Origin of the sequence: Devosia sp. 1566, assembly GCF_004005995.1 — a bacterium.
Classification (GTDB): domain Bacteria; phylum Pseudomonadota; class Alphaproteobacteria; order Rhizobiales; family Devosiaceae; genus Devosia.
Genome location: NZ_CP034767.1, coordinates 3,863,165 through 3,887,274, shown reverse-complemented (window position 1 = coordinate 3,887,274; position 24,110 = coordinate 3,863,165). Strand labels below are relative to the sequence as shown.

The window sequence follows — 24,110 nt, the reverse complement described above, 5'->3', positions numbered from 1 at the left end:
CTCATGCCGTTCCAGCTCAAGATCACTGCCATTACGCCCTTTGCCGTGCGCGTGGGTATCCGCAACCAGTTCCTGCTCAAGATCGAAACCGATGGCGGGATCTTTGGCTGGGGCGAAAGTGGCCTCACCGGGCGCGAGAAGGCCGTGGCCGGGGCGGTCGAGCATTACCGCGAGTTCCTCATCGGGCAGGACGCGATGCAGATCGGCCGGATCTGGCAGGAAATGTATCGCAGCCAATATTTCGAGGGCGGGCGGGTGCTGCAGGCCGCGATTTCGGCCATCGACATTGCGCTCCATGACATCAAGGGCAAGGCGCTGGGCGTGCCGGTCTACCAGTTGCTGGGGGGCAAGCAGCGCGACGTGATCCCCACTTTTGCCTCCACCGGTGACAGTGCGGGGGAAGGCGCGATCGAGCGGGCCGTTGAGCTGATGGAAATGGGGTTCGACGCGATCCGCTTTTTCCCCATCGGGCAGGATAGCCGTGACATTTTCGAGCCCCGCGAATCCATTGCCAGCACGGCGCGCCTGCTTAACCGGGCCCGCGAGGCCTTGGGCGACGCCGTGGTGCTGGGGATCGATTATCACCACCGCCTGTCGGTCGCGGAGGCGGCGAGCTTTTGCAACAAGCTCGACAAGGGCGTGCTCGATTTCCTTGAGGAGCCCATTCGCGACGAGACGCCCGAAGCCTACCAATCGCTGCGCGGGATGACCGATATTCCCTTCGCCATCGGCGAGGAGTTTTCCAGCAAGTGGCAGTTCCTGCCCTATATCGAGCGGGGCATTCACCAGTTTAATCGGCTCGATGTGTGCAATGTCGGTGGGCTGACCGAGGCGATGAAGGTCGCTGGCTGGAGCGAGGCCCATTATGTCGACCTGATGCCGCATAACCCGCTGGGGCCGGTCTGCACAGCCGCGACCGTGCACTTCGCGGCGGCCGTGCCCAATTTCGCCTGGCTCGAGACGCGGGAGCCCGAACGCGGGCTGGGCTTTAACAACGCCGATTTCTTTCCGGTGCAGCCGCAGCTGGAGGGCGCGGTTTACCGGGTCAGCGATGCGCCGGGGCTGGGGGTGGAGGTCAATGAAGACCTCCTGGCGCGGCAGAGTTTTGAGTTCTGGGAAGCGCCGCATCTGCGGCGCCGAGATGGTTCGGTGACCAATTGGTAGGCGGCCGGCCAAAGTGGAGGAAAGACGAATGACGAGTGGCGCCGAGATACAACGGCCGGCAAAGGAATTGATCGAGGGCTTGCGCGGGCTGGGCGCGGCGACCATTGCCGGCACGCTCGGGCATATGGGGTTCCGCAACCCGCATATGACCGGCATCCTGCCCCAGACCAAGGGCAAGGTGATCTGCGGGCCGGCCCTGACGCTGCAATGCCTGCCGCAGCGGCCCGACCTCTTTAGCGAAGGCGAATATGCCGATCCCGAAACGCAGCTGCACCGGCATGTGCTCTATCATGTGCAGGATGGCGATGTGGTGGTGGTGGATGCGCGCGGCGACATGCGCTCGGGCATTTTCGGGGACATGATGTCCACCTATTTCAAGGGCCGCGGGGGCGCGGGCATCATCATCGACGGGGTGATGCGCGATCGGCCCAATGTGGAAAAGCTCGACCTCGCGCTCTGGCTCAAGGGCTGGTCGCCCAACTACCATGTGCAGACCGATATCTACCCCTATGCGGTCAATGTCACCATTGCCTGTGGCGGGGTGACCGTGGTGCCGGGCGATATCATCGTGGCCGATGACGATGGCGCGGTGGTGGTGCCGGTGTCGATGGCGCAACAAGTGATCGAGGACGGCCAGAAGCATGCCGAGTGGGAGGAATTCTCGCGCATGAAGCTGATGGCCGGGGAATCGCTGCAGCGCTATTACCCGCTCCATCCCGATGCCCAGGAAGAATACGAGGCCTGGCGGCGCGAGAACCCGCTGCGCTAGGGCCCTGCCGGCCGGCCCTGCGTTGGAGGAGCGCATGGCCGGCCAAGGCTGCAAAGCCGGTTACGACGCTGCAGCGGGAGCGGCGATGCTGTTGAGTTCCTCCATATCGGCAGCGGAGAGTTCAAGTTGCGCGGTGGCCAGATTTTCCCGGAGATGGGCCACCGAGGACGTGCCGGGGATCAACAAAATATTGGGTGAGCGGCGGAGCAGCCAGGCGAGGGCCACCTGCATCGGGGTGGCGCCGAGGCGCTCCGCCACGTTCGACAGCGTCGCCGACTGCAGCGGGGAAATGCCGCCTAGCGGAAAGAACGGCACATAAGCGATGCCAGCAGCGGCGAGCTCGTCGATCAGCGCATCGTCCTCGCGGTGGGCCAGATTGTACTGGTTCTGCACGCAAACAATGGACGCGAGCTTGCGCCCTTCGGCAACCTGGGTCGCGGTGACATTGCTCAGCCCGACATGCCGCACGAGGCCACGGCTTTGCAGCTCGAGCAGAGCGGTCAGCGGAGCTTCGATCGAGCCTTCAGTCGGGCCCATGCCGAACATGATGCGCAAATTGACCACGTCGAGCACATCGAGCCCGAGATTGCGCCGGTTGTCGTCCACCGCCTGGGCGAGGTCGGTGGCCGAGAATGCCGGCAACCAGGAGGCGTCGTCGCCCCGCACCGCGCCGATCTTGGTGGTGATGACGAGGTCGGCAGGGTAGGGCGCTAGCGCCTCCCGGATCAGCTGGTTGGTGACATGGGGGCCATAGAAGTCGCTGGTGTCGATGTGGTTGACCCCGGCCGAAATGGCTTCGCGCAGAACAGCCCGGGCGGCGTCGGGATCACGCGGGGGACCGAATACATGCGGGCCGGCGAGTTGCATGGCGCCATAGCCGAGGCGCTTTACGGGACGGTCGGCAAGGGGATAGGTGCCGGCAATTTCGATTGTGGACATGATCATTCTCCAGTTGTCGCACCAAGATAGGGCTTGCCGATTGGCCTGATAACGCCCCACAATCCGCACGGGCTGTGCGGAAGGGCGAACAGTGGATTTCGACCTCAATGACCTCAGTGCCTTTGCGGTAGTGGCGCGCGCCGGAGGGTTTCGTGATGCCGCGCGGGAGCTGGGCCGCAGCCCTTCGGGGCTGAGCGACGCGGTGCGGCGCCTTGAAACGCAAATGGGCGTGCGGCTGCTCAATCGCACCACCCGCAGCGTCGGACCCACCGAAGCGGGGCGCGACCTGCTGGCGCGGCTTGCGCCCGCGCTGCAGGAGATTGCGCTGGCGGTAGACGTGGTCAACGTGCATCGCGAGCGCCCGATGGGCACGCTGCGGCTCAATGTGCCGGTCAGCGCCACGCGCACGGTGCTGCCCGCCATCATCCCCCCGTTCCTGGCTGCCTATCCCGAGATCCGGGTCGAGATCGTGGCCGATGAAAGCTTTGTGGACCTTCTGGCAACCGGGTGCGATGCCGGCATCCGCTATGAGGAAAAGCTGGCTCAGGACATGATCGCGGTGCCGATCGGGCCGCGGGTGCAGCGCTTTGGCCTGGGAGCCGCGCCGGCTTATCTCGCGCAACGGGGCACGCCCGGCCATCCGCGCGAGTTGCTCGAACATGCCTGTTTCCAGGGCCGATTTCCGAGTGGGGCGCTGTTTGCCTGGGATTTCGAGCGCGATGGGGAGCGGGTCAGCATCGAGCCCAAGGGTCCGCTGATCGTGCAGGCCGGGGCAGCGATGGAGCTGGCGATCGATACTGCGATTGCGGGCATGGGCATCGTCGCGCTGTTCGAGGATTGGTTGCGGCCCCATTTCGAGCGGGGCGAATTGGTGCCGGTGCTGGAGCCATGGTGGTCGAGCTTTAGCGGGCCGTTTTTGTATTATCCCGGCCGTCGGCTGGTGCCAGCGCCTCTGCGCGCTTTTGTGGATTTCATCAAGTCGGGCAAGTTTTAAGGGCGATCGGTCAAACGGGAACGCCGCCGGGTACGGCTTCGTTGGTTCCTTCCCAAGCATGAGGAGAGGGATCGTGGCCGATTATGAGCTGCTATACTGGTCGGTGCCATTCCGCGGCCAGTTCGTGCGGGCAGTGCTGGCTTTCGCAGGGAAAAGCTGGAGCGAACGCGATGATGGCGCGATCGCAGCCCTGATGGGGCAGCCGGTCGCCCAGATGCCGGTGCCGTTCATGGGCCCGCCCGTCTTGATCGACAATGGCAACGGCTTTGCCGTGTCGCAGATGCCCGCAATTGTTCTTTATCTCGGGGAAACGCTCGGGCTAATGCCGCCGACGGCCGAACTGCGCGCCCTGACCATGAAAGTGGTCAACGACGCCAATGACGTGATCGACGAGCTGACCCTGCAAGGGGGCATGGAGATGTGGAACGAGGTGCGCTGGCAGGAGCATGTGCCGCGCTTTGCCAAGTGGATGACGCTGTGGGAGGAACTGGGCAGCCGCCACGGCCTGACCGAGGACGCCGGCTTGCTGCTGGGCGGGGAGGGGCCGGGGATTGCCGATGTGATCACGGCAACGCTCTGGACCACGGTGGCGGACCGGTTCAGCCGGATCGAGGCGTTGCTGGCGGATACGGCGCCGCGGACGTTGGCGCTGTCGCGGCGGGTGGCGGCGCAGCCCAGTCTGGCGGCGCTGGCGGAAAAGGCGCGGGCCGATTACGGCGATGCTTATGCCGGCGGGCAGATCGGCCAATCCATGGCCAAGATACTCAATGGCTGAGTGGCGGGGAGGGGGGCGGCCGAAGCCGCCCCGATGGGATCAGCGCGAAGCCTGGTAGAGCTTGGCGGCGATTTCGTAGAATTCCTCGGGGGCATAATCGGGGGTGAAAGCCGATGGGACGCCCTGGAGCTGCTGCATCTTGCCGCCATTGGGCATGCCTTCAACGACCTCAAGCGGGCCGGGAGGATCGCCGGGCAGGGCGACTTCGTCATTGGACCAGATGCCCGAGATGTCCTTGTAGTCGTTCTGGCTCCATGTGTAGAGGCGGCGATGGGAGCCTTCGTCCAGGTATTTCTGGCATTCCGGGATCTTGGCCAACGGGATATTGGGCGTTGGCAGCATCTTTTCGATCTCGACGCCGGTGAGCTTTTTGAGCGCCAGCGCATAGGAATGAGCGTGCACCGAACCGCGCACCAGCAGATAGCCGCACACTTCCCGGCCCGTGGCGTCGTCAGCGCTCAGGGTCTCGTATACGCGCAGCTTGTGGAGGCGCGCGCCGCATTCGAGATGGAAATTGTGCAAGAGATCAAAGATCAGATTGCCGGTGGTGGTGATGAAATCATTGTTCCAGCTGACGCCATTGGAGTTGACCGGCGTGGCGCCACCGCCATTGGAAAGGAACGCCGCCGCAAGGCGGATATCCTGCATGGCCTCGAAGGGCGACTTGGAAATATCGCCACCAGGGCCGGCATCGCCGCCCGGCTTTTCGGGGCCGTTGTTGAGCATGGCCACGCCATTGCTCACGAGCTCCACATGGGCGAGTTCTTCGGCGGTGATCGAGGCGACAAGGCTATAAAAGGGGCGCAGCTTGTCCTTGCTGCGGAAGTTGAAGCTTTGGAACATGTAGTTCCCGAGGGTGGACATTTCACCATATTTGCCACCCAGCAGTTCCTGCAGTGCGGCCGCAGCATTGGGATCCTGCTTTTTGGGGGGCGGCAGCTCGGTTATGAGGCGATCGACGCGCATGAACATGCTTGGCACTCCTTGTGTTAGCCAAGCAGAAGCAACGGTGGCCCCGCGGGGACGTTCCGATAAACGGGAAATAGTCTTGCCGGTTGCTTGGGCACAGCATGAGCAATCGTCGTTTATTTTAGCGGCCGCCGCCAGGCGGGGCAGCGAGCAGCGCCGGCATTAAAGACCATGCGCGCTGGTCAAGGTTCCCGTGGCAAAGGCGAGGGCCGCGGCGGCGGAAAACGCATTGCTGCGCGCCTGGGCCTGGGCATATTGCGCCTTGAGCAGCCCCGCATGGGACACGCTGGTTTCGGGCAGGGTGCCGATGCCGGTGCTGTAATATTCCACCGCGGCGTCGTTGTTGGTGCGGGCGGCGTTGACGAGCTGAGTTGCGGCGGCATAGCCCGAAAGGCTGGTGCGCAGCACGTCATAGGCGACAACGATCTCCTGGGCGGCGGTGCTTTGCAGGCGGTTGAAATCATCGGCGGAGGCTGCGGCATTGGCGCGGGCGGATTCGAGTTGGGAGTCGCGCAGGCCGCCATCAAAGATGGGCAGGCTGAGGCCCAGCAGCACGGCGGCATTGGGTTGGGCGACGGTGAGCGAGGCATCGGCATCAAAGCGGCTGTCATCCACCGAATAGCTGCCGAGAACGGCGCTGAGATTGCCCGTCAGCGCCACTTTGGGCATGAAATTGGCCTGGGCGGCGAGGATGCCCTGCTCGCTCGCCTTCATCTGGGCAAAGGCTGCCTGGACATCGGGGCGGCGCTGCAGGGACGCGATGATCAGCCGGTCAAGATTGGCGGGCAGCTTGCTCGGCAGCGGCTTGTTGCTGATGTCCTGCACCTTGATGTTGGTAAGGGGCGACACGCCCATGGCGCCCAGCAACATGGATTGCGTGCTCCGCTCCTGGCCGACGGCCTGGGTGAGGTCGAACTCGGCCTGGGCCACCTGCTGCTTGGCCTGAGCGACCTCCATTGTGGTGGCGAGGCCCTGTTTCAGCTTGGCCTCGGCGGCGGCGAGGACAACTTTGACATTGTCGAGGGCTTCGCGATTGATCCGCGTCTGCGCCCGGGCGGCGTTGTATTGGTAATAAGCGTTGCTGACATCGTAGATCAGCTTTTGGTGGGCGAGGGTGAAGCCGAGATTGGCGGCAAAGGACAGCTGTTGCGCGCTGGCCAGCGCTGCGTCGCGCGAGCCAAAGTCGAACAGGAGCCATTCGATGGCGAGCGCGGGCACCACTTGCACGCCCGAGGTGGTAATGGTGCCGTTGGGGATGTCGATGGGGACGTCGAGGATCTCGGTTTGCAGGCCCGGGGCGGTAGTGGAGGTGGCGGCAAAGCCGGCTAAAACATCGGCTGACAGCACGGGCAGATAGGTGGCTTCGGCCACCCCGGTCGCGGCGGCCGCTTCGCGCGCCCGCTGCCAGGCGGCGCGGGTGGCGGGGCTGGCGAGCTGGGCGATGTTGATGAGCTGGGGCAGGCTGTAGGTGGTGGAGGAATTGAGCGTCGGCGTCGTCACCACGATGGGCATGCTGGGGTCGGGCGCGGCGGCGAAGTTCCGGGTGCCCTTGTCGAGCGCCGGCGCGCCGGCAACGCCATGATAGGGCGTGGTGGCACTGGCGGGCGCGAGGTTGAGGGAGGAGGGGGAGCAGCTGGCCAGCCCCACCCCCATCAGCAGAACAGCCAAGAGTTGGGGGAGCCGGTGCACAAGCATTAGATTGCCTCGAGCGTTCGAGCAAAACCAAGCAGCAATTTCTGATAGGAGTGGATGGCGCCCTCCAGGTCGGCGCGCCAGCGGGCCCGGCGAGGCGCCTTGCGCTTCAGCCGCTCGAGGCGCTGCAGCGACTGGAAGGCTTGATGCAACGACTGGTCGAGCATGATCCGGGCCTCCGGGGCAGGCTCGAGGATAGCATCGGCGGCAGTCTTTAAAAACCCGCCCACGGACGCTTCCTGCGCCAGCGTTGCTGCTTTGACACTGCGCGGGGCGCCATGCAGGAAGCGCCCGGTCTGGCGCCGCAGCTGCAAGCGCGCGATCTCGGGTACGGCGCGCTGGCTGGCTTCGAGGATGGCGGCGACATGGGGCAGGACGGGCGAGCTGAGGCGCAGCCATTCGGGCTCGAACACCGAGATCAGGGTGAGGCGGTGGGCTTCGGCAATCTCGGTGGCGGGTTCGGCCGCGCCGGGATAAGGGCGCCGGAGGGCCGTGGCGAGGCTTTGGAGGGCGTGCGATAGATGGCCGGCGATGACGCCGGCAACGCTGGTGGGCCAGAAGGACAGAAAAACAATGGCCACCACGACATTGCCGATCAGGATGCCGAGCACCCGGTTGGTGGCGACCCCGATGTCGAGCGAGGGGCCAAAGCCGTGCAGGGTGCAGAGAAAAAAGGCCAGCGCCATCTGCCAGCCGGCATATTGGATCAGGCTCGAGCCATTGGCGACCCAGGAGGCAATGAAGCTGCAGACGCCCACCAGCAGCATGAGCTGGCCGATATCGGTCATGTGGGGCATGAGGAAGAGGATGCTGCCAACGCCCATGGCGGCGCCAATGAGGCAGCCGATGATGCGCAGGGTGGCTTTGTGGAGGGTTTCGCCGGTGGTGCCGAGCGCTACGTAAAAGCAGGTGATCATGGCGGTATGCACTTCAAACCAGTCACGGGCGGTGTAGATGGCGTAGGTGATAAAGACTGCGAGCGTCGTCTTGAGGGCGAAGTGCAGATAGGCGGGGTTGGTGAAGGTGTCGGCCGTTAGCTCGAGGCTGGGTCCCGGGCCGGGGGGCAGGGGCGTGCGTCCGCTCCAGAGATCGGCCAGCCGGTCGGCCGCTTCGGCCAGCGGCTGGGTTGCGGGGGAGGAGGCCTTGGGTTGCCAGCCGCCCCGGTGGGGGGCTCGTTCTTCGATCAGGGTCGCAAGGCGCTCGAGATCGGCGGCGAGCGCGGGATCGCGGGGCGCATCGAGCGTGCCGAGGAGCAGGGTTTCGCTGGTGGGCAAGGTCGCGCCGAGGCGCGCGGCTTCGGCTGGCCTGGCATAGCCGAGCAGGGCGGCCAGCTGGATGGGAGAAGCCAGTTCATCGCCTTCCTCGGGCTCTTCGGACAGGAGAGCCAGGGCCGCAGCGCCCGCCCCGGCCTCGCCGCGCAGCGCCCTGGCGCCGGTGCGCAGGCGCTTGCCAATTGCGTGGCGGGTCATGGTGTTGGGATTGGGACCGATCAGAGCATTGACCAGGACCAGGGTCGCCATGGGGAAGAACACCACAACCCACATCCAGCTCAGCCCGCGGACCAGCAGGCCCGGAATGGGTACGAAATCGTTAAGGGTGAGCACAAAAGCGAAGACGAAACCGACCGTGGCAGCAATGGAGCCGGCGGAGGTGGCGACGGAGAAATACATGCCGCCAAAGGTGAAGGCCGCAACGAGCGCGAGGCGCACCATGGGTTCGTCGGCCGCGATGTCGAGCACCAGGACGCCGAGCGCGATGCCGACGCTTGCGGCCATGATGAGGGCCAAGGCAATGACGATGCCGCTGGCAGCATTGTTGCGGCTGGCAAAGAACACGAGATAGCAGGACAAGGCCGCTTCGGGCACCTGTTGGCTCATGGAGAGCACCACGACGATCACGCAGCAGAGCGCGGTGCGCAGGGACGCGCCAAGCCGCCCTTGATGGGGGCGCAGTTCTTCGATCAAGACGTCGCGAAGCCTGGGCCTAGGGCTGACGGGGAGCATCGCGGCGATCCGAAGGTCTGTCCACGACGACAACTGCCGACGCCCCGACGCGCAGCAGTGAGGAGGGTGGCTCATGCATTTCCAGATAAACCGGGAAACGCTTGGCCACCTTTACCCAATTGAGTGAATTGGCCAGCACGGGTAGCCCCAGAATGGTGGTTTCATCGGTGGAGCGAACGCCCCAACCGATCGCCGTGACCGTGGCGCGCACACTCAACTCGGCATCGGCCATGATGTAGACATCGGCCTCGTCACCCAGCGCGATATTGGGCAATTCGGTTTCGCGGAAAAACGCCACCGCTTCCCATTTGGAGGTGTCGATCATGGCAAAGGCGGGCACGCCGGTCAGCACATATTCGCCTGGAGCCATGGTGAGGCCCGAGATGATGCCGTCGATGGGCGCGCGCACAGTGGTGTTGGCGAGGTCCCGTTCCGCCAGGGCCACGGTGGCGGTGGCGGTTTCGACCTGGGCTTGCCGCGTTTCCACCGTGCCGATCACCTCGGTGGCGCCTTGGGATTGCTGAAGTGCCTGCTCGAGGCTCACTAGGGAATCGTTGTAGGCGGTTCGGGCTTCATCGACCTGCTGGGCCGTGACAAAGCCGCGCTTGAGCAGGGGCTCGAGCCGGTCAAGGGTCTGCTTGGCGAGGTCCGAATTGTACTGGGCGCGTTCGATCTGTTTTTGGGTGACATCGGCATTGGCTTGTTCGGCCGAAATGTTGCGCTCACCCTGGGCGAGTTCGGATTGAGTGGCGCGCAGCTCGGCCTGGGCTTGTTCAAGTCGCAACCGGTAAGGCTCCGGATCGATCTGGAACAGGGTATCGCCCTTGCTGACGGCGGCGTTGTTGCTGACCGGGATCTCGATGATGCGGCCCGGCACATTGGGGGAAATCTGCACGAGGGGCGCATCGATCTCGGCGAAATCTGAGCTGGGATTGGCGGCGCCCTCGCTCCAGGCCAGATAGATCATCCCGGCGGTGAGGATGAAGATGGCATAGCCGACCAATCTGCCAAAGATTTTGCCCAGCATCAGAAATACCCCGTCCAGACCAGCCAGCAGCCAATGCCGGCGCTGATGGAGAGGCACAGATAAACCAGCGGCGGAGTGGGCAGGTTTTGATCGATATGGAGCAGGATGAAGAGCGCGCGGATCATCACCGCAATGATGATGCCGGCTACGGCGCAGATCACCCAGGCGGGAAAATAGGAGCCGAAAATGGGAACGGATGGGGCGTGAGGGACGCGGGCGCAGCCGGGGAGGGCAACGGCTAAAACGACAGCTGTGCCCCACCCCCTCGATTGCACCCCAAGCTCCCGTGTTCCGCTCGCGGTGAAGACGGCCGGAAGCGGCCGGACCACGCCAATTGCAGTTCGTTTCTAGCAATAGGGCGAGCGGCGCGGCTGACGGATATCAAGCGCCGGAGCGAATGCGGGTGCGAGCTGGGTGGCGTAGCGGGGTGGTGTGGCGCTGCTTTGCCGGCGGTAACCAACCGCGCGGCGCTACGCTTGACAGGGTCCGCCAGCAATAATAGCTGACTGTTCAGGAATTAATCGGGGTTGGTCATGGCGCGCCACAGGACTATCGAGGAAAACACCATCCTCGACGCGGCCGAGCGCGTCATCGCCCAGAATGGCGCGGCCAATTTCACCCTTGAGGACGTCGCGGTGGAGGCGGGGATCAGCAAGGGCAGCGTCGTGCGCGATTGCGGCAGCAAGCAGGACCTGATCCGCCTCATTGTCAAACGCCGTTTCAACGAATGGCAGCGCATGCTCGACCAAGCCGAACTGGATCAGCCGGTCCAGGGCGCCTCAGGGCGCATTGCCGCCCATGTGGAACTGACAATGGCCGCCCTGCCGCAAGAACAGCGAGCCGTGGCGCGCAATCTTTGCGCCTCGCTGACCAATGATCTGGAGCTCACCAAGGTCATCAGCGAACACTATGAACGCGAGATCCAGGCGGTTTCAGCCCCCGGCGCCACGGCGGGCGCGCGGCTGGCATTCCTCGCGCTTGAGGGCATGCGCTCGCTCGAATGGTTTGGCACCCATAGCTGGCCCGATGGCGAGCGGCAGGAGCTGCTCGCCGAGATCGGCAAGCTGGCGCAGCTGGACGATCTCGACCCCCACTGAACCCACCACCATCTTCTGACCAACCAGGACTACAACTCCCGTGAACTTTGTGAAACGCGTATCCGGGGCCGCCTTGGCCATCGGGCTGGTAGCCGTTCTTGCCGCTTGCAGCGATGCTGATGGACAATCTGAAGCGGCGGCTCCACCGGCGATGCCGCCGGCCGGGGTGAGCGTTTTGACGGTCAAGCCCGAGCGGGTGGCGCTGGTCAACGAGTTGCCGGGCCGCATCGTGCCCACCCGGATCGCCGAGGTGCGGCCGCGGGTGTCGGGCATCGTGGTGGAGCGGGTGTTCGAGCAGGGCAGCCAGGTGGAGCGGGGCGATGTGCTGTACCGCATCGATCCGGCCAGCTTTGCGGTGCAGGTCGCGAGTGCCGAGGCCAACCTGGCCAGCGCCAAGGCGGGGCAGTTGCAGGCGAGCCAGCAGGCCGAGCGGCAAAATACGCTGCGCGAGCGAAATGTGGCCAGCCAGCAGGTGCTGGAAAGCGCAACGGCTGCCCTGGCGCAGGCCAATGCCAATGTGGCGGCGGCCGAAGCCAATCTGGCGGGGGCGCGCCTCAACCTGGAATATACCGAAGTGCGGGCGCCGATCAGCGGGCGCATCGGGCGGGCCTTGATCACCGAAGGGGCGCTGGTCACGGCGAACAGCCCCGAGAGCCTCGCGACCATTCAGCAGTTCGACCCGGTTTATGCCGATTTCACCCAGTCCTCGGGCGAACTCATCGCCCTGCGCCGCGCGCTGGAAGATGGCACGCTGGTCAGCGCCGGCGAGGACGCAGCCAGGGTCACGCTCAAGCTCGATGATGGCAGCCAATATCCCCATGAGGGCAAGCTGCTGTTCCAGGAAGCGGCTGTCGATGCCAGCACCGGCCAGGTCACGATGCGGGCCGAAATTCCCAATCCCGATGGCGACCTGCTGCCGGGGCTTTATGTGCGGGTGCTGATCGAGCAGGCCTTTGACCAGGACGCGATCACCGTGCCGCAGCAATCGCTGCTGCGCGATGCCGGTGGCAATTCGCAGGTTTACGTGGTGGGCGAAGACAATGTTGCGCAACTGCGGGTGGTGCAGGTCGGCCGCTCGCTGGGCAACCGCTACCTCATCGCGCAGGGTCTTGAGGTCGGCGACAAGGTCGTAGTGGAGGGTTTCCAGAAGATCGGGCCGGGCGCGACGGTCAATCCGCAAGAATGGCAAGCGCCGGTGGCTGACGCCGCCAAGGCGAACTGAGGACTGATATGGCTGGGTTTTTTATTGAGCGGCCGGTTTTCGCCTGGGTCGTCGCGATTTTCATCGTGGTGGCCGGCGTGCTCGCCATCCCCAATCTGCCAGTGGCGCAATATCCCAATGTGGCGCCGCCCCAAGTCTCGGTTTACGCCACCTATCCCGGCGCTTCGCCCGAGGAAATCTACCAGAGCGTAACGCGCCCGCTCGAGGACGAGCTCAACGGCGTCGAGGGGCTGATCTATTTTGAATCGACGTCCGATGCGTCGGGCATGATCACGATCAATGCCACTTTCGAGACCGGCACCGAGCTGGCCAACGCGTCGATTGACGTGCAGAACGCGGTGCGGCGGGTGGAATCCCGGCTGCCCCAGATCGTGACCCGGCTGGGCGTGCAGGTGCAGGAAGCCAGTTCGGGCTTTTTGATGATGGTGGCGCTCGTGTCCACCGACGGCAAGATGGATGCCGTGGGGCTGGGCGATTATCTCAGCCGCAATGTGACCAGCGAAATCGCCCGCATCGAAGGCGTTGGCCGGGCGCAGGTGTTTGCCTCGCAGCGCGCCATGCGCGTTTGGCTCGACCCCGACAAGATGCTGGGGTTGAACCTGACCTCGGCCGATGTGACCGCGGCGATTGCCAGCCAGAACGCCCAGGTGGCCGCCGGCCGGATCGGGGCGCAGCCCAATCCGCTGACGCAGCAGATTTCCGCCAGCGTCCTGGTGAGCGGGCAATTGTCGACGCCCGAGGCTTTTGGCTCGATCGTGTTGCGCGCCAATCCTGATGGCTCCTCGGTGCGGCTGCGCGATGTGGCGCGGATCGAGATCGGGGCGGAGAGCTATGGCTTTTCCACCCGTATCAACGGCCAGCAGGCGGCGGCCTTTGCCGTGCAGTTGGCCCCCAGCGGCAATGCCATGGCGACCGCCGAAGCGGTGGAACACAAGATGGAGGAGCTCGCCCAGTTCTTCCCGCCCGGGGTCGAATACCGCATTCCCTACAACACCGCGCCCTTTGTGGAAGTCTCGATCGAGAAGGTGATCCACACCCTGATCGAGGCCATGGCGCTGGTCTTTGTGGTGATGTTCATTTTCCTGCAAAGCTTCCGCTACACGCTGATTCCTACCCTGGTGGTGCCGGTGGCGCTGGCGGGCACCTGCGCGGTGATGCTGGCGGCGGGCTTTTCCATCAATGTGCTGACCATGTTTGCCATGGTGCTCGCCATCGGCATTCTCGTCGACGACGCCATCGTGGTGGTGGAAAATGTCGAGCGCATCATGGCCGAGGAAGGGCTGCCGCCCCTCCAGGCCACGCGCAAGGCGATGAAGCAGATCTCGGGTGCCATTATCGGCATCACGCTGGTGCTGTCGGCCGTGTTCGTGCCGCTGGCGTTTACGTCAGGCGCGGTGGGCGTGATCTACCAGCAGTTCAGCCTGACCATGGTGATCTCGATCGTCTTTTCGGGCATTCTGGCCTTGTCGCTGACCCCGGCGCTGTGCGCGACGCTGCTCAAGCCGATCAAGCCGGGCCACCACGAAAAGCGCGGGCCGTTTGGCTGGTTCAACCGCACCTTTAATCGCGCCACGGGCGGTTATTCCAAGGGCGTGGGTTGGATGGTGCGGCGCACCGGCCGGTTCATGGTGATCTACCTGGCGCTGATTGTCGGGCTGGGCTGGGCCTATATGCAATTGCCCACCTCGTTTTTGCCCAGTGAAGACCAGGGCTTTTTGATCGCGGACATGCAGGCGCCTCCAGGGGCCAGCAACAACCGCATGGCCGAGATCACCAAGCAGGTGGAAGGCATTTTCCTCGCCGAAGACGCGGTGGAAGACATTATCGCCATCAACGGCTTCAGCTTCTCGGGCGCCGGCGACAATGCGGGCCTGGCTTTCATCACGCTCAAAGATTGGAAGGAGCGCGACGAAAACAACTCCGCCGACGCCATCGCCAATCGGGTCAACGGCCAGTTGTTCGGCCTGCGCGACTCCATCTCGTTTGCTCTGTCGCCCCCGCCCATTGCCGGGCTCGGGACCTCAAACGGGTTCACCTTCCGCTTGCAGGATCGTGGATCGCAGGGACAGGCGGCGCTTGCCGCCGCCGGTCAGCAGTTGATGGGGCTGGCGTCGCAAAGCCCGGTGCTGCGGGGATTGCGCGTCGAGGGCATGCCCAATACGGCGCAGATCAATTTGATCGTGGATCGTGAAAAGGCCAATACCTTTGGCGTCAGCTTTGCCGATATCAGCTCGACCATCTCCACCAATCTGGGGTCGGCCTATGTGAACGACTTCCCCAATGCGGGGCGCATGCAGCGCGTGACGGTGCAGGCCGATGCCGGGCAGCGCATGGATGTGAGCGATCTGCTCAACCTCACCGTGCGCAATTCCAACGGGGGCATGGTGCCGCTGTCGACCTTTGCCAAGGCCGATTGGCGACTGGGGCCGGCGCAGATCGTGGGCTATAATGGCTATCCGGCGGTGCGCATCGCGGGCTCGGCGGCCCCGGGCTTTACCTCGGGCGATGCCATTGCCGAGATGGAGCGGCTTGCCGCCCAGTTGCCGGCCGGCTTTGGTTTTGAATGGACGGGCCAGACCCTCCAGGAAATCCAGTCGGGCTCGCAAAGCATGTTCCTCATGGCCCTGACCGTGGCCTTTGTGTTCCTGCTGCTGGCCGCACTCTATGAGAGCTGGTCGATCCCGCTGTCGGTGATGCTGGTGGTGCCGCTGGGGGTGATCGGGTCGGTGCTTGCCGTGATGCTGCGCGGCATGGCGAGCGACGTGTATTTCACCGTGGGCCTCATCACCATTATCGGCCTTTCCGCCAAGAACGCGATCCTGATCATCGAGTTCGCCAAGGATAGCTGGGCCGATGGCAAGCCGTTGCTGGAGGCCACGATCGAGGCGGCCCATCTGCGGTTCCGCCCGATCATCATGACCTCGCTGGCCTTTACCCTTGGCGTGGTGCCGCTGGCGATCGCCACGGGCGCCAGCTCCTCGAGCCAAAACGCCATCGGCACGACGGTGCTGGGCGGCATGATCGCTGCCACGCTGCTGGCAGTGCTGTTTGTGCCGGTGCTGTTCGTGTTCATCATGAAACTGGTGCGGGCCAAGCCCAAGCGCATCGGGGTTGATGAGCCCATTGCGCCAGCGGCGGCCAGCGCGCCGGCTGTTGCGGCCGAATAAGACAGGAAGGGGCAGGCAAGACCTGCCCCTTTGTTGTTGCGATGGGCTGCTAGGGCTGGTTGCGCAGCTCGCGGAAGGTGAGGGAAAACCGGGTTTGCTCCACGGGTGGAATGGAGTGCTCCCATTCGGTCCGGGCCGCGCCCGAGAGCAGATAGGCCGAGCCGGGTTCGGCGGTGATCGAGACGCGCTCCCATTTGGCGCCCGCCTTGCGCCGGAGCCTGAAGGTGCAGGCCGACAGCAACGATACCCCCACGATGGATCCAAAGACGGCCTTGTCCTTGTGCCAGCCGATGGGTGCGCCCGGCCCATATTCGGTGACGAGAACCTGTTGCAGCCGGTCCGGCTCGATGCCGGCAAAGGCCGCCGCCTGATCGCGCAGCGGCAAAAGGAAAGGGGGAATAGGGTCAGTCCGCGCCAGCCGTTCGGTCGAAAAATCATAGCGCCAGCCAAAGGAAACCACCCGGCGCTTGCCTTCAAAGCCATGGAAGTCAAAGGCCTGGAACGGCAGTTGCCGCACCTGCCCGAGGACGTCCTCCTGCATGGCAGGCGGGATGGCGTCAGGAAAATAGCGGAAGCCCTCAGGGAGCACCGGCCCAGGCGAGCCGAAAAGGTCGGGTTGCGAGATCATGGGCTGAGGCTACCCGGAACGGCGGTGTGCGTCCATTGCAGCCACAATGAGGGCGCGCGAGCTCGGCCCGCGCCCAGGTCGCGGTGAAGGACCTCAACTGCTGGGGATCGAAGCTGGCGCTTCGCGGGTTCAGTACGCACGCTCTTGGCAGCAGCTGCGGAAGGCGAACCGAAAAGGGCTCCATCGATGTCGAGACAAGGCATTCAAAACATCAGCTTCGTGGCATTGGTGGTCGCGATCACTGCAGCCTTTGTTTGGCTGCTCCTGCCTTATTACAGCGCCATTTTGTGGGCGGTGATCCTCGCCATTCTGTTTAATCCGCTGCAGCGGCGCTTGACCGTTTGGTTTGGTGGCCGGCGCAGCCTTGCGGCCGTGGTCAGCGTGCTAGCCTGTATATGCGTGGTTTTGATCCCCGCCAGCCTGGTCATTGCGTCCTTCTCGATTGAAGTCTCGTCCTTGATCCGGCGGCTCCAAGAAAGCGATTTTAGCCTCGCCGATGCGCTGGCCCAGGTACAGGCGGTTTTACCGGATTTTGCCAACAAGGCCCTGGCCGACATGAATCTGGGCAATCTGCGCGAGATCCAGGACGGCGTGCTTTCAGCCCTTTCCAACACCGGCCAAACCATTGCCAGCGGCGCCCTTGGCATCGGGCAAGGCACGCTACAGTTCGTTATTGGCCTCGCGATCATGCTTTACCTGTTGTTCTTTTTGTTCCGGGATGGCCGGTCCCTGGTGCTGATGATCCGCAACTCAGTTCCCCTTGACCGCACCCGGACCGACGACATTGCCGCCAAGTTCGTTTCGGTGGTCAAGGCGACGGTGCGGGGCAATGTGCTGATCGCCCTTGCCCAAGGTGGGATTGGTGGGGTTACGTTCTGGTTGCTTGGCATCGAAGCGCCGCTGCTTTGGGGCGTGGTGATGGCGGTGCTGTCGCTGCTGCCGGCGGTTGGCGCCTTTCTGGTTTGGGCGCCGTTTGCTGTTTATCTCGGCCTGACCGGCGAGATCACCAAGGCGATCATCCTCGTTCTTGTTGGTGCGCTGGTGATCAGCATGATCGACAACTTCCTGCGGCCCGTGCTTGTGGGCCGCGAAACCAGGCTGCCCGACTATGTGGTGCTGATTTCCACGATCGGGGGTTTGTCCTTGTTCGGGGCAAACGGCTTTGTGCTGGGGCCGCTGGTTGCGGCGCTGTTTATGGCGGTGTGGTCGCAGTTCACCGATGATCGGCTGAGCGAGAGCAGCGAGGACACAGCCGAGACGGTTTGAGCGGTGGCGACATGGGCGACCCCGCCGGGGTTGCCGCCCTTAGCTGCCGAGCTTGTGGAAGGAACGATCCCAATGGACCAGCGCGGGTGCAGGAGCGGTGGTGCTGGCGAGCACGCGGCCAATGACCAGCACATGGCCATGGCGTTCGATGGCTTCCTCGAGAACGCAATGCACCGAGGCGATTGCGCCTTCAAGGGCAAAGCCTGCGCCGGGGTATTGACGCCAGGCTGCACCGGCAAAGCGGTCGCTGCCGTGAGCCTGGGTGCGGCCCGCAAAAACCTCGGCCAAATGCCTTTGATCATGGGCCAGCAGATTGACCGAGAAGCCCTTGTTGCTTTGCAGCAGTGGCCAGGTGTTGGAGCGGCTGTCGACCGAAACGAGAAGGCGCGGCGGATCCACGGAAAGCGAAATCACCGAGGTGGCCGTGAAGCCACCCCGTTCTTTGTCGGTGCCGGCGGTCACGATGCTGATGCCCGCCGCCAACTGCCGCATGGCCAGCCGGAAATCCTCTTCAACCGTGCCGGCGCTGACTTCGAGACGATCCAACATCACGCAGCCTTCGCGGCTGGAACGGGTTCGCCCAGCGAGAGCATCAAACGGTTCGCCCAGTTGAAAAAGGCGGCGGTGGAAATCACGTCGGTGATCTCGAAGTCGTCGAGCCCCGCTGCGCGTAGCCGCGCAATCTCGCCATCGCCAAAAGCGGTGGGTGTATCGGTCAGGGCCACGGCTGCCGCCGTTACCGCGTTCCAGCGCTCGCCGAGATCGGTGCCGGTGCCGCCATCAAGCAGGCGCTGCACGTCGTCCCGGCGCTTGGAATGGGTAGAGGCGAAGCGGGAATGGACGGACGCGCAAAAGATGCAGCCATTATGGCGGGAGGTTGCCGTGGCGGACAATTCCCGTTCCGCCCGCGGCAAGCCGCCATTGGGATTATAAAAGATGTCCTTGTCGGCCTTGGTGCGGGCGCCCAGCACGTCAGGATCATGGGCGAGCAGCATGAAGTAGGAGGACTTGGCGCGCGAGGCATCGACAAGGCCCGTCCAATGGCGCTCGGTGAGGGCGGCCTCATCGAGCGGCTCGAGCCATGGGGACCAGCCTAGCTCGTCCTGGGTGAAGGCGTTGACGGCGGCAGGTTGGGTACTGGGTTCGGTGATCTGGCTCATGGCAGCCTCAAGGGTTGGAGCCGGCCGCAACGGCCGCGGTGAAACTGGTGATGGTGGTGTCGTTGGCCGGCTCGATTGCCGCGGCACCGGCCAGCGCCGAAAGCCCTTCGACGAGGCGCAGCTGGAAGGCGAGATAGGAAACCAGCTGGGACAGGGTCACGATCCCAGCCGTGCTCCAGCCGGCGGCGAGGAGGACCTGCAGCGCTTCCTTGCTGGCATCCCGAGGGCGGAACACCAGAAGATGGGCATGGTCGAGTGCCGCGGCGAGCCGTTCACCAAGCAGGCGGCGGACCTCAGGCGAGACGGCGAAATGGAGCCCCACCTTGTTTTCGCCGGACAGGGGCCCGGCCGGGTAGATGCCGTAGGGCCCCGTCGTCGCGCCGCGCTCGACCTCGTTATTGATTGCCGCGGCGATGGCGGGGCCGCCATCGAGCTGGGTGAGCTTATGGGCATAGTGGTCGGCCAGCACCGGCTGGCCTTGCAGGCCCGACACAAAGCTGGCGACGGCGAAGCGCTCAAGCAGCGATACCTGGCTGGCATCGGCCGGCTCGAACAGGGCAAGATAGGCCTGCTGGACATTGTCCCGGGCCACTTCGCGGTGCCGCCGCAGGGCATCGAGGTGGGAGCCCGGAATAATGGACAGCACCTGATCGATCAGGTCCGGCGCGGGGTTGCTCATGGTGTTCTCCTCAAAAAGGGGTCAGCGGGCAATGGCGATGCGGGGCGCGGCCTGGGGTTCGGCACGCCAGCCAAGGGCGGGCGCCACCACCTCGGCGGTGAGTTCAAGCGAGCGCAGAATCAGAGGATGAGGGGGATCGACCGAGTGCACCTGGAAGGAGATGTCGGTGGCGCGATCGAGCACCGGGTCCTGGGCCAGGCTATCGATCACCTCGGCAGTATTGCCGACATGGGTGTCAAAGGCGCGGATCAGTTCGGGAAGTGTTTGGCCGGGCTGGGCGTGGCCGGAGGCCACAAACCGCTCGGCAATGCGCCGCAGCCCGATATCGGCCCATTCCAGAGCCGTGGCCTGCTCATCGGCGACAAACAAGGTGCGTGAGGCCAGGATGCGCGGCTCAGCGCCAGGAGGCAGGGCTGCGAGATAGGCATCGATGATCGGCTGCTGCAGCTCGGCCAGGCTCGCATCGGGATTGTCCTTAGGCCGCGGCTGGGTGCGCGACAGCATGAGCCCATCGCCCGCGGTGCCAGCCCGCTGCCCGCCCTCCACCGAGAAGGTCGCCTGCCAGATGCGCCCGGCCAGCGAGCCGCCGCCGGGGTAAAGCTGGTTGCCGCCCTCCAGTGCCTCGCCGGCAAGCGCCTTGCGCAACAACGTAAGGTTGGCGCCATGCACCGGGCCGCGCTGGGCGCTGTCGAGGCCAAAGGGAGCAAAGGAGCTTGGGGTGCCGCCGCTGCCGACCCCAAGCTCAAGCCGCCCACCGCTGAGCAGGTCCAGCACCGCGGCGTCTTCGGCAACGCGGATCGGCGCTTCGAGCGGCAGCGTGATGATGCCGGTACCCAGGCGGATGCGGCTGGTGTGCGCGGCGACATGAGTCAGGAACACGAAAGGCGAGGGCAGGCCCCCTTCATCATGGCTGAAATGATGCTGAGCGACCCAGGCCGAGTCAAAGCCGTGGCGTTCCGCCGTCTGGATCTGCTCAGTTGCCAGGCGGTAGCGTTCGGAGGGCGGTGCATCGTCGAGAAGTCGGGAGAAAAAGCCCAGACGTTTGATTTTGCTCATTCTGCAGCTCGCTTGTAGAGGGTGGAAAATGAAGCGGCGGGTGCCAGGCCGCGGCCCGGGATCGCGGCAAGGAGGTCGCGGGTGTAAGCGGCCTGGGGATGGGCGAAGACATCGAGGACAGCGCCGCTTTCCACGGCGCGGCCGCCCTGCATCACCGTCACCGAGTGGGCGATCTGGCGCACCACCGCGAGGTCGTGGGTGACGAACAGATAGGTCAAGCCGAACTGCTCCTGCAGCTTTTCGAGGAGGCGCAGGATCTGGGCCTGCACCGTGACATCGAGAGCGGATACGGCTTCATCGAGCACGAGGACGCGGGGCTGCAGGATCAGCGCGCGGGCAATGGCCACGCGCTGGCGCTGCCCACCCGAGAGGGCCCGGGCGGTGCGGCCGACACTGTCGGCAGGCAGACCGACCCGTTCGAGCATGCCCTCGACGCGCTCGATGCGCTCGCCCTTGCTGACCCGTTCGAAGTTGCGCAACGGCTCGCCGACAATCTCGCCTATGGTTTGGCGTGGATCGAGTGAGGCGAACGGGTTCTGGTACACGAGTTGCACGTCCCGGCGGAACCGGCGCAGCGCTTCGCCACTCAGGTCGGACAGATTGGTGCCGCCGATCTCGATTTGTCCGGCGGTCGGGCGCTGCAGGCCAACAACACAGCGCGCCGTGGTGGTCTTGCCTGAACCCGATTCGCCAACCAAGGCATGGGTGGTACCAGCCGCGATGCTGAAGGAAACGTCGTCGACGGCTAGGAAGGGCCGCCCGCCGATGTTGAATTGCTGCCGCAAACCCTCAACGGTCAGCAGCGCCGGCGCAAGGCTGGGGGCCGAACGGGGTTGTGCCGGGCGCAGCGCGGGAGCGTCGCCGAGCAGTTGTCTTGCATAGGCGCTGTGTGGGCTGGCCAGCAGGGACCTCGCTGGGCCCTGCTCCTGCACCATGCCGCCCTGGAGGACGACGATGTGATCGGCCCGGTCGGCGGCAACTCCCAGATCGTGGGTGACGAGGAGGACGCCAGTGCCGGTTTCCTGGCGCAGCTCGTCGAGCAGATCGAGGATGCGGCGCTGCACCGTGACGTCGAGCGCACTGGTTGGTTCATCGGCGATGATCAGCGCGGGGCGCAGTGCCACGGCAATCGCGATCAAAACGCGCTGCTTCATCCCGCCCGAGAGTTCGTGCGGATATTGGTGGAACCGCAACGCCGGCTCGCTGAGGCCGACCCGCGCCAGCAGCTCGATGACGCGCTCCTGGCGTTCCCGCCGGTTGCGCATGCCATGAAGCTTGAGGACTTCTCCCACCTGCGCGCCGATGGTTCGCACCGGGTTCAGGGAGGTGCCGGGGTCCTGGGGCACAAGACTCATCACCTTGCCGCGAATGGCATCGAGCCGCCGGCCCGACCAGTTGCTGATCTCGGCGCCGTTGAGGCGGATGGAGCCGGCATCGATCCGACCATTGTCGGGCAAGAGGCCAATAACAGCCTGGGCCGTCGTGGTCTTGCCCGAGCCCGATTCCCCGACCAGCGCCACCACCTCGCCGCTGTGCAGGGTCAGCGACAGGTTCTGGACCACGCGGCGCCAACCATTGGCAAGCCGGTAGGAGAGGCTGAGCCCTTCGACGTTGAGCACTGGCGTTTCATGCTGTCCCGCAAAGCTGATCGTGCTCATGGCGTCCTCTGCAGCGATTGGCTGATGCGGTTGGCGGCAAGCACGACCAGGATCACCGCAAGGCCGGGAAAGGTGGTGAGCCACCAGGAGGTCGTGAGATATTTGCGGCCCTCGGAGATCAGCAGGCCCCATTCAGGGGTGGGCGGGGGCGCGCCATAGCCGAGAAAGCCCAGCGTCGAAATCGCGAGGATAGCGCTGCCGAACTGAAGCGCGGCATAGGCAATCACCGTACCCATGGCATTGGGCAGGACATGGCGCCACAACACGCTCCAGAACCGGCCACCGCTGCCAAAGGCGGCTTCGACATAATCGGCGTGGCGCACCCGGATAACCTCTGAGCGCATCAGTCGGGCAAATCCGGCAATTGTGGTTGCACCGACCGCCGCGGCCACGTTCACCGTGCCAAAGCCCAGAATGATGATGATGGAGAGCTGGAGCAGCAGGCCGGGCACGGAGAGGAGGACATCCACCAGCCGCATGATCACGGCGTCGACCCGGCCACCGGTCGAGCCCGCGATGAGCCCCAGCGTCGTGCCGCCAACCAGGCCGACGAAAACGGCGACCAGGGCGCCCGACAGTGAATTGACCGAGCCGTAGATGATCCGGGCCAGCACGTCGCGGCCGATCTCGTCGGTGCCGAACCAGTGGGAGGCATCGGGTGCCCGCAGCTGGTTGCCGGCCATGCCGATCGTGCCGCTATGGTGGGTGAAGAGTGCCGGAGCAACGGCCCAGGCGATGGCAATGGCGATGATCGCCCAAGCCAGGAGGAGGGTGGGCTGCAGTTGCAGCCGGTGCTGGCGCGGGGTTGCGGCGCCAAGAGTGAACAGGTCGAGCGTGGTCATGCCTTTGCTCCCACGGGACGGTTGAGTCTGGGGTCGATGAGCGGCGCGAGGAGGTCAACGAGGAGGTTGATCAGCACAAAGCCGAGAGCCGCGAGCACGACGATGGCCTGCAGCACGGCGGTATCCTGGTTGCTGACTGCCTGCTCGGTCACTCGGCCAAGTCCATTGATGCCGAAGACGGTTTCGGTCACCACAGCACCGGCGAGCAGTTCCCCGAACAACACGCCGGCAATGGTCAGCACCGGCAGCAGGGCATTGCGCAGCACGTGGTGCCAGAGAACAAAGCGCCGGCTGGCGCCCTTGGCCCTCGCGACGGCGACAAAGGGCTGGGTTTCGATCTCATCGAGGCTTCGGATCAGGATCTGCGCCAAGGGGGCGGCAATGGGTACGGCCAGGGTCGCCACCGGCAAGATCAAGGCCTGGAATTCGGAGGGATTGATGATCGGCACCAGCCGCAAGCGGAACGAGAACAGCTGGATCAGCATGATGCCGAGCCAAAATACCGGCACCGAGATCATCAGCGAGGGCACCATCTGCAGTGCGTTGCGCAGCCAGTTGAACGGCGCCAGCGTCGCCGCAAAGGCCACAAGGCCAGCAAGCAGCACGGCAAAGACGAGAGCGAGGCTGGCCAGTCTCAGTGTCGGCCAGGCATTGGCAGCAAGGACCGTGTTGACCGGCACGCCGGCCTGTACGGAATAGCCGAAACTGCCCTGGAGGAAGTTGACCAGGGTGTTGCCATATTGCGCCCAGATGGGGGCGTCGGCACCGTAGCGCAAACGGATCTCAGCGATCTGCTCGGGCGACAGCCCCATTTCGGGGTTCTGGTACTTGATCAGGATCGCATCGCCCGGCAGCGCCTGCAGCAGCAGGAACGAGGCGGTGAAGGCAAGCAGGAGAACCAGAACGGCCTGGCCGAAGCGCGTTGCAATCGTGGTGGTCATGGGGACCTCCGGGCTGATGAAAAACGCCGCCCCGGCCAGGGAACAACCGGGGCAGCGAGGGG

At 64.6% G+C, this 24,110-nt stretch carries 22 protein-coding genes; 8 read left to right on the top strand and 14 right to left on the bottom strand.

Annotation, left to right across the window (positions count from 1 at the left end):
- Positions 1 to 3 precede the first annotated feature (3 nt).
- Together ELX51_RS18455 and ELX51_RS18450 are read left to right on the top strand one after the other, a co-directional pair.
- Positions 4 to 1,164 carry a mandelate racemase/muconate lactonizing enzyme family protein gene (locus ELX51_RS18455; protein WP_127754864.1) on the top strand — a complete coding sequence of 387 codons (1,161 nt, stop codon included), beginning with the start codon at positions 4 to 6 and terminating at the stop codon, positions 1,162 to 1,164.
- Positions 1,165 to 1,192: 28 nt separating this feature from the next.
- Positions 1,193 to 1,933 carry a ribonuclease activity regulator RraA gene (locus tag ELX51_RS18450; protein WP_127754863.1) on the top strand — a complete coding sequence of 247 codons (741 nt, stop codon included), beginning with the start codon at positions 1,193 to 1,195 and terminating at the stop codon, positions 1,931 to 1,933.
- A gap of 60 nt (positions 1,934 to 1,993) precedes the next feature.
- Here ELX51_RS18450 and ELX51_RS18445 read toward each other — a convergent pair whose 3' ends face one another.
- Positions 1,994 to 2,872: an aldo/keto reductase family oxidoreductase gene (locus tag ELX51_RS18445; protein WP_127754862.1), complete on the bottom strand. Its 879-nt coding sequence runs from the start codon at positions 2,870 to 2,872 to the stop codon at positions 1,994 to 1,996.
- Positions 2,873 to 2,963: 91 nt separating this feature from the next.
- On the opposite strand from ELX51_RS18445, the gene ELX51_RS18440 reads away from it, so the two are divergent.
- The gene (locus ELX51_RS18440) at positions 2,964 to 3,866 is read left to right on the top strand and encodes a LysR family transcriptional regulator (protein ID WP_127754861.1); all 903 of its coding nucleotides are present in this window, start codon (positions 2,964 to 2,966) and stop codon (positions 3,864 to 3,866) included.
- Between the two features lie 73 nt (positions 3,867 to 3,939).
- Positions 3,940 to 4,641: a glutathione S-transferase gene (locus ELX51_RS18435; protein WP_127754860.1), complete on the top strand. Its 702-nt coding sequence runs from the start codon at positions 3,940 to 3,942 to the stop codon at positions 4,639 to 4,641.
- Between the two features lie 39 nt (positions 4,642 to 4,680).
- Here ELX51_RS18435 and ELX51_RS18430 read toward each other — a convergent pair whose 3' ends face one another.
- The 5 genes from ELX51_RS18430 to ELX51_RS18410 all read right to left on the bottom strand — a co-directional run bounded on the left by ELX51_RS18430 (position 4,681) and on the right by ELX51_RS18410 (position 10,607).
- Positions 4,681 to 5,613 carry a manganese catalase family protein gene (locus ELX51_RS18430; protein WP_127754859.1) on the bottom strand — a complete coding sequence of 311 codons (933 nt, stop codon included), beginning with the start codon at positions 5,611 to 5,613 and terminating at the stop codon, positions 4,681 to 4,683.
- 159 nt (positions 5,614 to 5,772) lie between these two features.
- Positions 5,773 to 7,278: a TolC family protein gene (locus tag ELX51_RS18425; RefSeq protein WP_164854921.1), complete on the bottom strand. Its 1,506-nt coding sequence runs from the start codon at positions 7,276 to 7,278 to the stop codon at positions 5,773 to 5,775.
- A gap of 26 nt (positions 7,279 to 7,304) precedes the next feature.
- A complete protein-coding gene (locus ELX51_RS18420) occupies positions 7,305 to 9,266 on the bottom strand; it encodes an FUSC family protein (protein ID WP_164854920.1) in 1,962 nt (653 codons plus the stop codon).
- A gap of 19 nt (positions 9,267 to 9,285) precedes the next feature.
- Positions 9,286 to 10,332, bottom strand: a complete 1,047-nt coding sequence (gene mdtN, locus ELX51_RS18415) for a multidrug transporter subunit MdtN (RefSeq protein WP_127754856.1) — start codon at positions 10,330 to 10,332, stop codon at positions 9,286 to 9,288.
- Positions 10,332 to 10,607: a YtcA family lipoprotein gene (locus ELX51_RS18410; protein WP_127754855.1), complete on the bottom strand. Its 276-nt coding sequence runs from the start codon at positions 10,605 to 10,607 to the stop codon at positions 10,332 to 10,334. Before ELX51_RS18410 ends, mdtN begins: the two co-directional genes overlap by 1 nt.
- A gap of 258 nt (positions 10,608 to 10,865) precedes the next feature.
- Here ELX51_RS18410 and ELX51_RS18405 point away from each other — a divergent pair, with 258 nt between their 5' ends.
- Genes ELX51_RS18405 through ELX51_RS18395 form a run of 3 tightly spaced genes read left to right on the top strand, consistent with a single transcriptional unit; the run spans position 10,866 to position 15,818 of the window.
- Positions 10,866 to 11,429, top strand: coding sequence for a TetR/AcrR family transcriptional regulator (locus ELX51_RS18405; RefSeq protein ID WP_127754854.1), 564 nt, complete (start codon positions 10,866 to 10,868; stop codon positions 11,427 to 11,429).
- A 40-nt stretch (positions 11,430 to 11,469) separates the two neighbouring features.
- The gene (locus ELX51_RS18400; protein WP_164854919.1) at positions 11,470 to 12,651 is read left to right on the top strand and encodes an efflux RND transporter periplasmic adaptor subunit; all 1,182 of its coding nucleotides are present in this window, start codon (positions 11,470 to 11,472) and stop codon (positions 12,649 to 12,651) included.
- A gap of 8 nt (positions 12,652 to 12,659) precedes the next feature.
- Positions 12,660 to 15,818, top strand: coding sequence for an efflux RND transporter permease subunit (locus ELX51_RS18395; RefSeq protein WP_127754853.1), 3,159 nt, complete (start codon positions 12,660 to 12,662; stop codon positions 15,816 to 15,818).
- 49 nt (positions 15,819 to 15,867) lie between these two features.
- Here ELX51_RS18395 and ELX51_RS18390 read toward each other — a convergent pair whose 3' ends face one another.
- A complete protein-coding gene (locus ELX51_RS18390; protein ID WP_127754852.1) occupies positions 15,868 to 16,446 on the bottom strand; it encodes an alpha-ketoglutarate-dependent dioxygenase AlkB in 579 nt (192 codons plus the stop codon).
- Between the two features lie 186 nt (positions 16,447 to 16,632).
- Here ELX51_RS18390 and ELX51_RS18385 point away from each other — a divergent pair, with 186 nt between their 5' ends.
- Positions 16,633 to 17,712, top strand: coding sequence for an AI-2E family transporter (locus ELX51_RS18385; RefSeq protein ID WP_127754851.1), 1,080 nt, complete (start codon positions 16,633 to 16,635; stop codon positions 17,710 to 17,712).
- 39 nt (positions 17,713 to 17,751) lie between these two features.
- Here ELX51_RS18385 and ELX51_RS18380 read toward each other — a convergent pair whose 3' ends face one another.
- Genes ELX51_RS18380 through ELX51_RS18350 form a run of 7 tightly spaced genes read right to left on the bottom strand, consistent with a single transcriptional unit; the run spans position 17,752 to position 24,048 of the window.
- Positions 17,752 to 18,261 (bottom strand): flavin reductase family protein, encoded by a 510-nt coding sequence (locus ELX51_RS18380; RefSeq protein WP_127754850.1) that lies wholly within the window; start codon positions 18,259 to 18,261, stop codon positions 17,752 to 17,754.
- On the bottom strand, positions 18,261 to 18,872 hold the full coding sequence (locus ELX51_RS18375) for an alkylhydroperoxidase domain protein (RefSeq protein WP_127754849.1): 612 nt from the start codon (positions 18,870 to 18,872) through the stop codon (positions 18,261 to 18,263). Before ELX51_RS18375 ends, ELX51_RS18380 begins: the two co-directional genes overlap by 1 nt.
- A gap of 7 nt (positions 18,873 to 18,879) precedes the next feature.
- A complete protein-coding gene (locus ELX51_RS18370) occupies positions 18,880 to 19,551 on the bottom strand; it encodes a CMD domain protein (RefSeq protein WP_127754848.1) in 672 nt (223 codons plus the stop codon).
- 21 nt (positions 19,552 to 19,572) lie between these two features.
- Positions 19,573 to 20,607: a putative FMN-dependent luciferase-like monooxygenase gene (locus ELX51_RS18365; protein ID WP_127754847.1), complete on the bottom strand. Its 1,035-nt coding sequence runs from the start codon at positions 20,605 to 20,607 to the stop codon at positions 19,573 to 19,575.
- Positions 20,604 to 22,265, bottom strand: coding sequence for an ABC transporter ATP-binding protein (locus ELX51_RS18360; protein ID WP_127754846.1), 1,662 nt, complete (start codon positions 22,263 to 22,265; stop codon positions 20,604 to 20,606). The genes ELX51_RS18365 and ELX51_RS18360 overlap by 4 nt, the downstream gene beginning before the upstream one ends.
- Positions 22,262 to 23,107, bottom strand: a complete 846-nt coding sequence (locus tag ELX51_RS18355) for an ABC transporter permease (RefSeq protein WP_127754845.1) — start codon at positions 23,105 to 23,107, stop codon at positions 22,262 to 22,264. The genes ELX51_RS18360 and ELX51_RS18355 overlap by 4 nt, the downstream gene beginning before the upstream one ends.
- Positions 23,104 to 24,048 (bottom strand): ABC transporter permease, encoded by a 945-nt coding sequence (locus ELX51_RS18350; protein WP_127754844.1) that lies wholly within the window; start codon positions 24,046 to 24,048, stop codon positions 23,104 to 23,106. Before ELX51_RS18350 ends, ELX51_RS18355 begins: the two co-directional genes overlap by 4 nt.
- Between the last annotated feature and the right edge of the window lie 62 nt (positions 24,049 to 24,110).